General features: G+C 39.2%; 5 protein-coding genes, 1 tRNA gene and 1 rRNA gene. 3 read left to right on the top strand and 4 right to left on the bottom strand.

Annotated elements, in window-relative coordinates:
* Positions 1–107: 107 nt before the first annotated feature.
* Both A6B43_RS05340 and A6B43_RS05335 read right to left on the bottom strand, forming a co-directional pair.
* Positions 108–183 (bottom strand) — tRNA-Glu (locus A6B43_RS05340).
* Positions 184–257: 74 nt separating this feature from the next.
* Positions 258–1,798, bottom strand: a 16S ribosomal RNA gene (locus A6B43_RS05335).
* 374 nt (positions 1,799–2,172) lie between these two features.
* Between A6B43_RS05335 and A6B43_RS05330 the strand changes: the two genes are divergently transcribed.
* From A6B43_RS05330 to A6B43_RS05320, 3 genes are all read left to right on the top strand, one after another.
* Entirely contained in the window at positions 2,173–3,006 is an 834-nt protein-coding gene (locus A6B43_RS05330; protein WP_124211817.1) for a DUF5718 family protein, read from the top strand.
* Between the two features lie 104 nt (positions 3,007–3,110).
* Positions 3,111–3,926: a DNA ligase gene (locus A6B43_RS05325; protein ID WP_124211816.1), complete on the top strand. Its 816-nt coding sequence runs from the start codon at positions 3,111–3,113 to the stop codon at positions 3,924–3,926.
* A 109-nt stretch (positions 3,927–4,035) separates the two neighbouring features.
* Positions 4,036–4,356: a zinc ribbon domain-containing protein YjdM gene (locus tag A6B43_RS05320; protein WP_124211815.1), complete on the top strand. Its 321-nt coding sequence runs from the start codon at positions 4,036–4,038 to the stop codon at positions 4,354–4,356.
* Positions 4,357–4,396: 40 nt separating this feature from the next.
* Here the strand turns inward: A6B43_RS05320 and A6B43_RS05315 are convergent, their stop codons facing one another.
* Positions 4,397–5,698: an L-cysteine desulfidase family protein gene (locus tag A6B43_RS05315; protein ID WP_124211814.1), complete on the bottom strand. Its 1,302-nt coding sequence runs from the start codon at positions 5,696–5,698 to the stop codon at positions 4,397–4,399.
* A 176-nt stretch (positions 5,699–5,874) separates the two neighbouring features.
* A complete protein-coding gene (locus A6B43_RS05310; protein ID WP_176672530.1) occupies positions 5,875–15,789 on the bottom strand; it encodes a YadA-like family protein in 9,915 nt (3,304 codons plus the stop codon).
* Between the last annotated feature and the right edge of the window lie 99 nt (positions 15,790–15,888).

Genomic DNA, 15,888 nt, shown 5'->3' with positions numbered 1-15,888 from the left:
TATATTAAGTAGATTACTCAACACCGCTTGAAAAAATCTCAATTTTCAGCTTGTTTCTAAATTTTTAAAGAACAAAATATATTCTCTCTCGAGAAAACATCTTTAAATGGCGTCCCCACGGGGATTCGAACCCCGGTTACCGCCGTGAAAGGGCGATGTCCTAGGCCTCTAGACGATGGGGACAACATTTAAAGATGCTTTCCATAACATTCATCAGACAATTTGTGTGAGCGCTTATTAACGCAATTCGTCGTTGGTAAGGAGGTGATCCAACCGCAGGTTCCCCTACGGTTACCTTGTTACGACTTCACCCCAGTCATGAATCATACCGTGGTAAACGCCCTCCCGAAGGTTAAGCTATCTACTTCTGGTACAACCCACTCCCATGGTGTGACGGGCGGTGTGTACAAGGCCCGGGAACGTATTCACCGCAACATTCTGATTTGCGATTACTAGCGATTCCGACTTCATGGAGTCGAGTTGCAGACTCCAATCCGAACTTAGACGTACTTTGTGAGATTCGCTCCATGTCGCCATCTTGCTTCCCTCTGTATACGCCATTGTAGCACGTGTGTAGCCCTACTCGTAAGGGCCATGATGACTTGACGTCATCCCCACCTTCCTCCAGTTTATCACTGGCAGTCTCCTTTGAGTTCCCGGCATAACCCGCTGGCAACAAAGGATAAGGGTTGCGCTCGTTGCGGGACTTAACCCAACATTTCACAACACGAGCTGACGACAGCCATGCAGCACCTGTCTCAGAGCTCCCGAAGGCACTCCCGTATCTCTACAGGATTCTCTGGATGTCAAGAGTAGGTAAGGTTCTTCGCGTTGCATCGAATTAAACCACATGCTCCACCGCTTGTGCGGGCCCCCGTCAATTCATTTGAGTTTTAGCCTTGCGGCCGTACTCCCCAGGCGGTCGATTTATCGCGTTAGCTTCGGGGACCAAACTCAAAGCCCAATCCCCAAATCGACATCGTTTACAGCGTGGACTACCAGGGTATCTAATCCTGTTTGCTCCCCACGCTTTCGCACATGAGCGTCAGTATATTCCCAAGGGGCTGCCTTCGCCTTCGGTATTCCTCCACATCTCTACGCATTTCACCGCTACACGTGGAATTCTACCCCTCCCTAAAATACTCTAGCGACCCAGTATGAAATGCTATTCCTAGGTTAAGCCCAGGGCTTTCACATCTCACTTAAGTCACCGCCTGCGTGCCCTTTACGCCCAGTCATTCCGATTAACGCTCGCACCCTCCGTATTACCGCGGCTGCTGGCACGGAGTTAGCCGGTGCTTCTTCTGTAACTAACGTCATACCCAAGTGCTATTAACACCCAAGCTTTCCTCATCACCGAAAGAACTTTACAACCCGAAGGCCTTCTTCATTCACGCGGCATGGCTGCATCAGGGTTCCCCCCATTGTGCAATATTCCCCACTGCTGCCTCCCGTAGGAGTCTGGACCGTGTCTCAGTTCCAGTGTGGCTGGTCATCCTCTCAGACCAGCTAGAGATCGTCGGCTAGGTGAGCCCTTACCTCACCTACTACCTAATCCCACTTGGGCTCATCTCATGGCAGGTGGCCCGAAGGTCCCACCCTTTCATCTCTCGATTATACGCGGTATTAGCTACAGTTTCCCGTAGTTATCCCCCTCCATAAGCCAGATTCCCAAGCATTACTCACCCGTCCGCCACTCGTCAGCATAAGTACAAGTACTTACCCGTTACCGTTCGACTTGCATGTGTTAAGCCTGCCGCCAGCGTTCAATCTGAGCCATGATCAAACTCTTCAATTTAATCTTTTCGCTCAATCAATACTGACTCTATTACTTCTTTATGAATTTTCAAGTTAGCACTCATTAAGTCTTGTCTTTATATACTTATAACTACAAATTAACATCAACAAGTGCCCACACAAATTGTCTGATACATTATTAAAGAACAAAACAACGACGCACTATCAAATCAATCTTATTAATTCACAACAGCGCGTCGTTGTGTGGTGCGTATTATAGGTATTTCTAAAACGCACGCAAGTACTTTTTGCAAAAATATTTGAAAATTACATCAAAAGATGAAAAATAAATCAACAAGATGAAAATCACTTCATATTTTGTTTCTATTTTAGCTTATACTCATCATTTAATTTTTAGTTTATAAGGAGACTATTATGAATCTAGAGAAATTTATTGGCTTAGGGGTTGCGGGTAATTTTGCGGGACATTTGGAGCAAGCAGGTGAAGCCGCTGACTTTTTAAAAGTAAAAACGGAAGAAGCCATTCAACCAAAAGCAATTTTCCCTTTCTATGTACCAAGCAAAACTTTAAATGAATCTAACCGCTTTCTCTCTACTTTTCCATTATCGAATGATTTAATTGCTTTCCCGAACGATGCTGATAACTTGCAAATTGAACCAGAAGTCGCTTTACTTTGTGAAATTCAATATAAAGAAGATAACGTTATTGGCTTAAAAGCAACACATTTTGCTGCTTACAATGATTGTTCCATTCGCCGTCCAAATGCTCGAAAAATTTGTGAGAAAAAAAATTGGGGTGAAAATTCAAAAGGGATTTCTGCCACTTGGATTACTTTGGATAGTTTTGAACAAGGTGGAAATTTAGATAAATATCATATCGCTTGTTTTCACAAACGTGATGGGCAATTAAATGAATATGGTATTGATAGCCCAACAATCGGTTACAGCTATTTTCACCAAAAATTATTAGATTGGATCATTGATCGAATGAACAACCAACCAGATCAAGATCCAATGAATAATATTGCTGAACTCCTCGCCCAATCAAATTATCCGACACAAGCGATCATCAGTATCGGTGCAACTCGTTATACTAATTTTGGGGAACGTAATTTCTTACAAATTGGCGATACTAGCATTGTTGTTCTGTATAATGCTGAGAAATACAATCACGCAGATATTGTTAAAATGGCTGAGCAAGAGACATTTGCCGATGATATTTCAGCTTTGGTACAAGCGGTCAAATAATTAAAGTTTTTGCGACACAGATCGAAAATTTCATTTTTCGATCTGATTTTTAATATGTATTTTCCTATGATCATCGCTACTTTATTTCACTTGGAAATTGCATAATGTTGCGATATTTATTTTTTCTAATCATACTTTTACATAGCACTACGCTCTTCGCACAAACCTTTCCGCTAATGTTATTAGGGCAATATAAAAATCAAGACGTAACTGGTTGGGTAATGAGTGAAAAATTAGATGGAATTAGAGGATTTTGGACTGGTAGCACATTACTTAGCCGTCAAGGCTACCCGCTCAATCCACCCGATTATTTCATTAAAGATTTTCCACCTTTTGCAATTGATGGAGAATTATTTAGCCAGCAAGATGAATTTGAGTCGATTTCTGCAACAATTCGTTCAAGTTCACATAAAGAATGGTATAAATTAAAACTACACGTTTTTGATGTGCCTAATGCAGATGGAGATCTATTTACTCGTTTAAATTCTCTTAGACAATATTTAAACGAACACCCCACACCTTATATTGAAATTATTGAGCAAATTCCAATTAAAAATCCCGAGCATATTCAAAAATTTTTTACTGAAATTCAAAAACTAAATGGCGAAGGTATTGTTATCCGTAACCCAAATGCCCCCTATATTCACGGACGTTCAGCTCAAATTCTAAAACTAAAAGCAATAATGGACGAAGAATGTACTGTAGTTGCCCATCATCGAGGAAAAGGTAAATTTAAGAATATGCTTGGTGCAATTACTTGTGAAAATGAGCGGGGTCGCTTTCGTATCGGTTCAGGTTTTAAAATGAAAGATAGAACTGCTCCACCCGCAATAGATAGCCAAATCACTTATAAATATCGCGGGCTAACGCAATCAGGAAAACCAAGATTTGCAACATTTTGGCGAGTGCGAAATAAATAGGCTAATTCTTACTCACCAAACATAACATCGTTTTGACTATGAAATAACAAAAAAGAATACGAATCTAACCGCTTGTATTATAATAAGACTTTTTAATGAAAGGATACCTATGGATTTCCCAATTTGCCCACAATGTAAAAGTGAAAATACTTACCACGACTCTATCCAATTTGTTTGCCCTGATTGTAGCTATGAATGGACCGGTGAAGAAATTTCTGAGGAAGAAGATAAATTGATTGTTAAAGATAGTAACGGCAATTTACTTAATGATGGTGATGATGTTATTTTAATTAAAGATCTCAAATTAAAAGGCTCATCCGAAGTGCTAAAAAAAGGGACAAAATATAAAAGCATTCGTTTAGTCTCAGGCGATCATAATGTAGATTGTGGTAAACTTCTGCTTAAATCTGAATTTTTAAAAAAAGCTTAAACAAATAAAAACGGACACAACATTGTGTCCGTCTCATTTTCTATGCTTTGTAACTCTTAGCACTCATTATCTCAATGATCTGACGATCCATATACGCCATACTTTTTGTTGCAATCGCACATAAATTATTGATTGATTGATCTACACTATGATCTACAATTCCTTCATTACCCGTAACTCGACTATCATCTAATGCCATAAGTACCGCTTTATAAGCAGAAGATACCCCTGTCGAAACTTTCATTGCACAACTATTTGCTGCACCATCGCATAACACACCGCTTATATCGCCAATCATACTGCAAATTGCCATACTAATTACATTAAAGTTTCCCCCGAGCAAATACGCCATACCTGATGCACTACCCATCGCAGCCGTGGTTACCGCACAAAGTGCGGACAATTTAGGCAACTTACTATGGATATAAATTGCAATGGTATGGGATAAAAACAGTGCTCGGATAAGCTGTTCATCTGTTGCATTCACAAAACGAGCAACAATAACTGATGGCATTGTTGCTGCAATACCTTGATTACCTGATCCTGAATTACTCATTGCCGGTAATAAAGCACCGCCCATTCTAGCATCTGATGCAGAGGTCGTTTCAATCACAATTCTATTTAGCAGATCATCAGATAATAAACCAAGCTCAATCTGTTTTTTCAATGTACGCCCAATATGTAAGCCATATTCTCTTTCCAACCCCTCTTTAGATAACGCACTATTAAGCTTTGCAGCCTCTGCAATAAAAGATAATTGCTCAATAGGCGCTTGCATTGCAAAATCATAAATTTGTTGTGCTGAAAGTTGGTTAAAAAAATGCGAATCGTCTTCAGCTTTAGCAATTATTGTAGGCTGTTCAAAAATAACTTCATCATTTTTTTCAATTCGTACTACATTTGTATGTGAATCTTGAATACATACCCTTACCCATTCCTGTTTTCCCACTACTAAAGCTTCCGAATAAAGCGGAAAATCAACATCAGCAATTTCTACTTTTACACGATTTTCTACTAGTATATTTTTAGCATTCTCTACATCATCAGACCGAATATTTTTCAATACCTCTAAACCTGCTGTTGCATCTCCTGCAATAGCACCGATGGCAGCAGCAATTGGCAATCCAACCATCCCTGTTCCTGGCACAGATACACCCATACCATTTTTCATTAAATTCGGAGAAACTTTTGCTTGAATTTTCTGTATCTCAGAATCTAAATAAGAAGTCGCTATTGCTGATGCTAATGCTAAAGAAATTGGTTCAGTACAACCTAATGCTGGAGCAACATCACGCTTTACAATAGCAATAAGCTGCTCACTAAATTCAAAATCCCTATTCATTTCTTGTTAAACCTGTTGCAAATATTTTAACTATTCTAACCGCTTGTAGCGGAAAGAAGAACAAAAATACAATCATTTCACATAATTTTATTTCTATAATAAAAAAGCTAGACCCCGAAGGATCTAGCTTTGTATTTTAATTATTTACGATTATCTAATTTAATCGTGTATTGATATTACCATTGGTAACCAACACTTGCTGCTGCACCCATATTACCACGGCTATTGGTATTCGCACTGAATTTAATACCAATCTTACCATTATCTGATAAACGTGAGTAACCTACTGCAACTGCACTTTGGCCACGGTATGTACCAACACCTGCCGATACCATTGATTTACCTGGTAAAGTTGCGTGGTAAAGTTCCGCCGATGCTAATGCGCCAGCAATACCGCCTCTCAAATCTTTATCAACTTTGTTGATATGATTATGTAAGTTGCCTGCAACACCTTTCAACTGGCTAACATTAACCGCATCATTCGGATTTTTACCCGGTGCAACATTGCTAATCACTTTGTTGTTTGCGTTAATGCCTTCTTTGCTGATTGATGGGCCATCTTTAACGCCAATCTTATCAGTTGCAGTAACGGTATTGAACTCTGGTGTCATTGAGGTTGCAATCTCAATTTCTTTACCTTTTTGAGTAATTTCAATATTGTTACCCGCATTGACTTTAACAGTATCACCCATCTTCACTTTTTCTAATGAAGATCCTTTAACTTTACCGCTTGAGCCTTTCACTGCTTCAGATTTAACATTCCAGCCTTTCGCAACTTCATTAGCCACATTGTTCACATCAGAAGCAACTTGATATAACTGACCACCATTTACAGCATCTTTGCTATTTGCTGAGATTTCACCATCCGCAACATTTGTGATTTTCTTATCACCTGCATTAATACCATCTTTAGTAACACTTGGACCATCTTTAATCGTTAATCCGTGGTTATTAATTACTGTATCGCCAGTTTTAACGCTACCATCTTTGGTTAAGTCGATATCTTTCGCTAACTGAACAAGTAACTTGCCATCTTTTTCATTGACGCCAATGTTCTTCCCAGAAAGTTTATTCTTATCTGCTCCACCAACAATGTCTAAACGACTATTTAATGGTTTATCAATCACCTTGCCATCGTCGCCTGCAAATTTCAGACCGTCATTTAAAGTTGCGATCGTTTCTTTCTCACCATTTGGTTTGATGTACTCAATTCGGGTTTTACTTTCGCCGTCTTTACCATCATTACCATTTAAGCCCTTCGCTCCATCTACTACATGGATCTCTGCACTTGGTGATTTACCATCTTTGCCTGCTGGACCTGTTAAACCAATTGACCCGTCTTTACCATTGATAGTAACGCCTGATACACCATCTTTACCATTTACAGCCACTTTACCATCAACACCATCTTTTCCATCTTTGCCCGCTTTTCCGAACACGATGTCATCTTTTGTTGAGATTGCATAGCCATTATCAATTTGTTTTACAACAATATTGTTGCCTGCATCTAAGGTAAAGGTATCATTGGTTGCAATACGTTTATCGTTAGCCTCTGAATCATCTGATTTACCATTTGTACCTTCAACTGCTTTTGTTGTTAAGTTAAAGCCTGCTTTAGCTAATGCTGCTGTTTCTGTACCTTGAGCTACTTGCTTTAAGTCGCCCACGTTTACAGCATTATTCAACGTATCGCCTGCCGCTTTCGCTAACTCATTCAAGAAGTCTTCATTGCTCAATGGTTTATCTTTCTTACCTAAGCCACTTTCTACATTGCCTAATGATACTGGTGCATCACCTTTGCCCACTAAGTTAACTTTGTTGCTTGGTGTTGATTTATCATCAGCATTCTCATTCACATAAGCTAATGGAGAATCTACGCTAATTGTATTAACACCGCCTTTATTCTCAACTTTAACTGTAGTGCCTTGACCATTTACAAAATTCACTTTGTCATTTGGCTTCACTTTCGATACATCTTTACCATTACCTTGTAAATCCCAACCTGAGTTTTTAATCTCATTATGGATATCATCTTTGACTTGGTATAGCTGGCTACCATTCACAGCATCTTTACTGTCTGGCGAAATATCACCATCCTTAACATTCGTGATTTTCTTATCACCTGCATTGATACCATCTTTAGTAACACTTGGACCATCTTTAATCGTTAAGCCATTATCATTAAGTGTAGTATCACCAATCGTAACGCTACCATCTTTGGTTAAGTTAATGTCTTTCGCTAACTGAACAAGTAACTTGCCATCTTTTTCATTGACGCCAATGTTCTTCTCAGAAAGTTTATTCTTATCTGCTCCACCTACAATGTCTAAACGACTATTTAATGGTTTATCAATCACCTTGTCATCATCGCCTGCAAATTTCAGACCGTCATTTAAGGTTGCGATCGTTTCTTTCTCACCATTTGGTTTGATGTACTCAATTCGGGTTTTACTTTCGCCGTCTTTACCATCATTACCATTTAAGCCCTTCGCTCCATCTACTACATGGATCTCTGCACTTGGTGATTTACCATCTTTGCCTGCTGGACCTGTTAAACCAATTGACCCGTCTTTACCATTGATAGTAACGCCTGATACACCATCTTTACCATTTACAGCCACTTTACCATCAACACCATCTTTTCCATCTTTGCCCGCTTTTCCGAACACGATGTCATCTTTTGTTGAGATTGCATAGCCATTATCAATTTGTTTTACAACAATATTGTTGCCTGCATCTAAGGTAAAGGTATCATTGGTTGCAATACGTTTATCGTTAGCCTCTGAATCGTCTGACTCGCCAGTAGATCCTGCTACTTTCTTAGTCGTTAAGTTAAAGCCTGCTTTCGCTAACGCTGCTGCTTCTGTACCCTGAGCTACTTGTTTTAAGTCACCCACGTTTACTGCATTATTCAACGCATCGCCTGTTACATTCGCTAACTTATCAAGGAAAGCTTGGTTATCCGTTGGCTTATCTTTACCTAAACCACTTTCTACATGAGTAATTTGCTGATCACCTGCATTAATACCATCTTTATTAATAGTGACATTACCAACATGTAGGCTACCATTTGGCGTTAAGTTGATATCTTTTGATAATTTAACCGTTAAGTTACCTTTACCATCTGAATCTACGCCAATATTATTGTCTGTTAACCCTTCTTTAGCTCCACCAATAATATTTAAAGTTTCGCCTAATTTACGTGCCGATACATTGCCTGTATCTCCCATAAATTTAAGACCATCGTCCATCGTCGCTACTTCACGTGGTTTACCGTTCTCATCTTTATAAACAATACGTGTAATGTTTGCATTATTGTCTGCTGGATCAACAGTCGTTTTGCCTGGGGCAACAGTAATATTTGCTGACTTGCCGTCTTTGCCATTTAAGCCGATTGCACCGTCTTTACCATTAATAGTAACACCGTCTTTGCCATCTGCACCTTTAACGCCAATCGTGCCGTCTTTACCATTGATTGCAATCGCATCTTTACCGTCTTCGCCTTTAATGCCGATTGTGCCGTTTACACCATCAATCGCAATCGCATTAGCTCCGTCTTTACCATCTTTGCCAACGATTATTTTTGTTGCATTTAACTCATCTGTTGTCGCAACTTCATAACCATCTTTCACTTGCGTGATTTTGATGTTTTTGCCTGCATCTAACGTAAAGGTTTCATTGTTATTGATACGCTTATCGCCATCATTTTTAGCCTTATCTTCAATCTGACCACCTTTATTCGCTGATGTTAAGTTAAAGCCTGACTTCGCAATGCCATCTTTTAACTGATCAACATTTACTGCATCCGTACCGTTAGTACCTGCTGTTACATTCGTAATCGGCTTATCACCTGCATTGATACCGTCTTTAGTAATGCTTGGACCGTCTTTAATCGTTAAGCCATCATTATTAATCGTAGTGTTGCCTAACGTTACGCTACCATTTGGCGTTAAGTTGATATCTTTCGCTAATTTAACCACTAAACTATTGTTTGCAACATCACCGTAAACTCCGATATTGTTATCAACTAATTTAGCTTGGTCTGCTCCACCAGTAATATTTAGCTGTGAACCTAAAGTACGATTAATCACTGCGTCATTATCGCCTTTAAATTTAAGACCATCATCCATCGTCGCTACTTCACGTGGATTTCCGTTCTCATCTTTATAAACAATACGTGTAATGTTTGCACCGTTATCTTTTGGATCAACCGTCGTTTTGCCTGAAGCAACAGTAATATTTGCTGACTTGCCGTCTTTGCCATTTAAGCCGATTGCACCGTCTTTACCATTAATAGTAACACCGTCTTTGCCATCTGCACCTTTAACGCCAATCGTGCCGTCTTTACCATTGATTGCAATCGCATCTTTACCGTCTTCGCCTTTAATGCCGATTGTGCCGTTTACACCATCAATCGCAATCGCATTAGCTCCGTCTTTACCATCTTTGCCAACGATTATTTTTGTTGCATTTAACTCATCTGTTGTCGCAACTTCATAACCATCTTTCACTTGCGTGATTTTGATGTTTTTGCCTGCATCTAACGTAAAGGTTTCATTGTTATTGATACGCTTATCGCCATCATTTTTAGCCTTATCTTCAATCTGACCACCTTTATTCGCTGATGTTAAGTTAAAGCCTGACTTCGCAATGCCATCTTTTAACTGATCAACATTTACTGCATCCGTACCGTTAGTACCTGCTGTTACATTCGTAATCGGCTTATCACCTGCATTGATACCGTCTTTAGTAATGCTTGGACCGTCTTTAATCGTTAAGCCATCATTATTAATCGTAGTGTTGCCTAACGTTACGCTACCATTTGGCGTTAAGTTGATATCTTTCGCTAATTTAACCACTAAACTATTGTTTGCAACATCACCGTAAACTCCGATATTGTTATCAACTAATTTAGCTTGGTCTGCTCCACCAGTAATATTTAGCTGTGAACCTAAAGTACGATTAATCACTGCGTCATTATCGCCTTTAAATTTAAGACCATCATCCATCGTCGCTACTTCACGTGGATTTCCGTTCTCATCTTTATAAACAATACGTGTAATGTTTGCACCGTTATCTTTTGGATCAACCGTCGTTTTGCCTGAAGCAACAGTAATATTTGCTGACTTGCCGTCTTTGCCATTTAAGCCGATTGCACCGTCTTTACCATTAATAGTAACACCGTCTTTGCCATCTGCACCTTTAACGCCAATCGTGCCGTCTTTACCATTGATTGCAATCGCATCTTTACCGTCTTCGCCTTTAATGCCGATTGTGCCGTTTACACCATCAATCGCAATCGCATTAGCTCCGTCTTTACCATCTTTGCCAACGATTATTTTTGTTGCATTTAACTCATCTGTTGTCGCAACTTCATAACCATCTTTCACTTGCGTGATTTTGATGTTTTTGCCTGCATCTAACGTAAAGGTTTCATTGTTATTGATACGCTTATCGCCATCATTTTTAGCCTTATCTTCAATCTGACCACCTTTATTCGCTGATGTTAAGTTAAAGCCTGACTTCGCAATGCCATCTTTTAACTGATCAACATTTACTGCATCCGTACCGTTAGTACCTGCTGTTACATTCGTAATCGGCTTATCACCTGCATTGATACCGTCTTTAGTAATGCTTGGACCGTCTTTAATCGTTAAGCCATCATTATTAATCGTAGTGTTGCCTAACGTTACGCTACCATTTGGCGTTAAGTTGATATCTTTCGCTAATTTAACCACTAAACTATTGTTTGCAACATCACCGTAAACTCCGATATTGTTATCAACTAATTTAGCTTGGTCTGCTCCACCAGTAATATTTAGCTGTGAACCTAAAGTACGATTAATCACTGCGTCATTATCGCCTTTAAATTTAAGACCATCATCCATCGTCGCTACTTCACGTGGATTTCCGTTCTCATCTTTATAAACAATACGTGTAATGTTTGCACCGTTATCTTTTGGATCAACCGTCGTTTTGCCTGAAGCAACAGTAATATTTGCTGACTTGCCGTCTTTGCCATTTAAGCCGATTGCACCGTCTTTACCATTAATAGTAACACCGTCTTTGCCATCTGCACCTTTAACGCCAATCGTGCCGTCTTTACCATTGATTGCAATCGCATCTTTACCGTCTTCGCCTTTAATGCCGATTGTGCCGTTTACACCATCAATCGCAATCGCATTAGCTCCGTCTTTACCATCTTTGCCAACGATTATTTTTGTTGCATTTAACTCATCTGTTGTCGCAACTTCATAACCATCTTTCACTTGCGTGATTTTGATGTTTTTGCCTGCATCTAACGTAAAGGTTTCATTGTTATTGATACGCTTATCGCCATCATTTTTAGCCTTATCTTCAGTCTGACCACCTTTATTCGCTGATGTTAAGTTAAAGCCTGAGTTAGCAACCGTGCTATTTAACTGGCTGAAATTCACCGCATCATTTGGCTCTGTACCATTTGCAACGTTCGTAATTTTAACTGGTGCGTTATCTTTACCCGCAACATTTAAATTACCATCTTTCGCAGTAAGATTGACTGGTTTCTCTGGATCATTACCTAAAGTAACACCATCAGTTGCATTAACATGAGTGAAACTTACATTATCCGCTGTTTTATATATAAAGGTTGAGCCATTTTGCTCTAACTTCATATTTTTACCAGCTTCAAATACAACTTGATCGCCCGGGTGAACTGGTTGCTCACTGCTGCCCGTTGCATTATCACCATTTGCTTTCACAATCCAACCAGAAGCATTAATCGCTTTCGCTACATTTTCAGCGGTAATTAGCGAATCTTTATCTGTTGGTTCGGTAATTGCACCCGGTTTGCTTGCATTAGGCGATAAATTAGTGGTATTCGCTGCAACCGTGTACGTTTTGCTACCATCTGCATTATCACTTGCCGTAACATTAATTGGGCCTGTACCCGTTACATTAGATTTTGACGCATTTAACTGATTTAAATTAACCGCATCTGTGCCATTTGTACCATTAGCAACATGAGTAATTGGCTTATCACCTGCATTGATACCATCTTTATTGATCGTCACTGGACCAACATTTAAGCTACCTTCATTCGTTAAATTAACGTCTTTCTTCAGCTTGATTTGTACGCCATCACCATTAGCAACAGTTTCAATATTACTATCGCCTGTTACATTAACAGTATCACCTAGCTTTTTAATACCCGTTGTACCTGAATCACCATTAAAAGTTAAGCCTTTGGTACTTACGGTCGTATTTGCATCAACACCTTTTTGAATATCATCTTTTGCAGATTGTGATAAATCAACCGTATATTTAGTTGTATTATTTGCTTCTTGTGAAGATGTTACAGCAATTTTATCTGAGCCATTTGCAACAGTCGTGCCATTTGCATTAATTGTATAGGTTGTGCCGTTTGCATCAGTGTTTTTTGCAACATCGTGAATATTTGTACCTGCAACAACATTGGCTTTACTTGCATTTAATTGGCTTAAATTAACCGCATCTGTACCATTCGTGCCATTAGCAACATTCGTAATTGGTTTGCCTGCTGCATCAATACCTGTTGGAGATAATGATGGACCATTATCAATACCAATTTTATTAGTTGCTGTTACATTGTTAAATGAAACATCATCCGCAGTTTTATATACAAAAGTTGAGCCATTTTGCTCTAACTTCATATTTTTACCAGCTTCAAATACAACTTGATCGCCCGGATGAACAGTTTGATTACTGCTACCCGTTGCATTATCACCATTTGCTTTCACAATCCAACCAGAGGCATTAATCGCTTTTGCTACATTTTCAGCGGTAATTAGCGAATCTTTATCTGTTGGTTCGGTAATTGCACCCGGTTTGCTTGCATTAGGCGATAAATTAGTGGTATTCGCTGCAACCGTGTACGTTTTGCTACCATCTGCATTATCACTTGCCGTAACATTAATTGGGCCTGTACCCGTTACATTAGATTTTGACGCATTTAACTGATTTAAATTAACCGCATCTGTGCCATTTGTACCATTAGCAACATGAGTAATTGGCTTATCACCTGCATTGATACCATCTTTATTGATCGTCACTGGACCAACATTTAAGCTACCTTCATTCGTTAAATTAACGTCTTTCTTCAGCTTGATTTGTACGCCATCACCATTAGCAACAGTTTCAATATTACTATCGCCTGTTACATTAACAGTATCACCTAGCTTTTTAATACCCGTTGTACCTGAATCACCATTAAAAGTTAAACCTTTGGTACTTACGGTCGTATTTGCATCAACACCTTTTTGAATATCATCTTTTGCAGATTGTGATAAATCAACCGTATATTTAGTTGTATTATTTGCTTCTTGTGAAGATGTTACAGCAATTTTATCTGAGCCATTTGCAACAGTCGTGCCATTTGCATTAATTGTATAGGTTGTGCCGTTTGCATCAGTGTTTTTTGCAACATCGTGAATATTTGTACCTGCAACAACATTGGCTTTACTTGCATTTAATTGGCTTAAATTAACCGCATCTGTACCATTCGTGCCATTAGCAACATTCGTAATTGGTTTGCCTGCCGCATCAATACCTGTTGGAGATAATGATGGACCATTATCAATACCAATTTTATTAGTTGCTGTTACATTGTTAAATGAAACATCATCCGCAGTTTTATATACAAAAGTTGAGCCATTTTGCTCTAACTTCATATTTTTGCCAGCTTCAAATACAACTTGATCGCCCGGATGAACAGTTTGATTACTGCTACCCGTTGCATTATCACCATTTGCTTTCACAATCCAACCAGAGGCATTAATCGCTTTTGCTACATTTTCAGCGGTAATTAGCGAATCTTTATCTGTTGGTATAATAATGTTGCCCGCAGGGTTTGCTGTAACAGGTGCAGTCTCAACTGAGACTTCATAGTTTTTACCGCCACTATTATTTACCCCTGTTTCAATTTTAATAGGCCCTGTACCATTTACTGTTGTATGTTTTGCCGCTTCATTAGCAACTAGGTAAAGCTGTGATCCATTGATCGCATCGGTACTCTTAGAACTAATTTGCCCTGCAGCAACGTTGACTAATTGGCGCTCATTGCCTTCCGAACCAATAGATACGACAGATGTAGGGTTATTTCCTTTAAATCCCTCATAAACAATTCCATTTACTGTAGCTGAAGACGTTGGAACAGCTGCTCTATCTACTGAGTTTGAACCAATTGCAACACCATTTGGGTTATTAACAATAGCTCCTCTACCAAGACTCAAGGCATTCTCTTGTTTAGCTTCTGCACCTTTTCCGATTGCAATAGCCTCGACTGCCGTAGCAGCTGAGTCTGTTCCAAAAGCCATCGAATCCTTAGCCGATGCTTGAGATCTAAGACCAAGAGCAACGGATGCATACCCTGAAGAATTGGAATTACTACCAAATGCGATAGATGCTGTTTCAAGTGCATTAGCGAAGCCACCAAAAGCAATAGATTGTATTCCTGTTGAATTTGCTTTAACACCAAATGCAATACTTTGTTTTCCTGTAGTATGGGCCTGCGAACCTAGCGCAACTGAATTATCCCCATTCGCATTGGTACCAATACCAATCGCAACTGCTTGCTTTTCAGTTGCATTAGATTTATTACCAATAACAAGTGAATTTTTTGCATTAGCGATAGCTTCATTACCAAATGCTAATGCATCTTGAGCAAGAGTAACGGATTTATATCCAATTACCATTGCGCCTTTTCCTGAGGCGTGAGCATGTTTCCCTAAAGCAAGCGTTCCTTCTCCATCCGCAGTAGCTTGATTACCTAGTGCCATAGCATTAGCATCTTTAGCTAGTGAACCATCACCAAATGCCAGAAGTGGTGCATTGCCCTCTAAAGAGGCTGTTTCTGTTTTTATTTGCGTGCCTAAAGTAGAGACTTCCGCCATTACACTGGAAGATACACCTACAACAGATAAAAGGCTTGTTGCCAATAAAGCTTTATTTAAATTGATTGATTTCTGCTTATCTTTTGAATTTGAAGACGATTTAGCTCGCCCCTTAGCTAATTCAGAAACAGCTACCCAAGTTTGTGTAGCTTGATTCCAAACTACTCTAAATATTTTATTCACAAATATTATCCTTAATGATAAAGGGTCGAAAAGTGACCATTATATAGAAAACACAAAAAAAGATACACTTTTTTAACAAAAGTAGTTAGAAATCTCATC

The organism is Vespertiliibacter pulmonis (assembly GCF_013377275.1).
In the GTDB taxonomy this organism is placed as follows: Bacteria; Pseudomonadota; Gammaproteobacteria; order Enterobacterales; family Pasteurellaceae; genus Vespertiliibacter; species Vespertiliibacter pulmonis.
This window is presented reverse-complemented; position numbering and strand designations above follow the sequence as displayed.

Bases quoted from the DNA above. Each gene is read 5' to 3' on its own strand.
- A6B43_RS05330 (WP_124211817.1), top strand. From the start codon at position 2,173: ATGAATCTAGAGAAATTTATTGGCTTAGGGGTTGCGGGTAATTTTGCG.
- A6B43_RS05325 (WP_124211816.1), top strand. From the start codon at position 3,111: ATGTTGCGATATTTATTTTTTCTAATCATACTTTTACATAGCACTACG.
- A6B43_RS05320 (WP_124211815.1), top strand. From the start codon at position 4,036: ATGGATTTCCCAATTTGCCCACAATGTAAAAGTGAAAATACTTACCAC.
- A6B43_RS05315 (WP_124211814.1), bottom strand. From the start codon at position 5,698: ATGAATAGGGATTTTGAATTTAGTGAGCAGCTTATTGCTATTGTAAAG.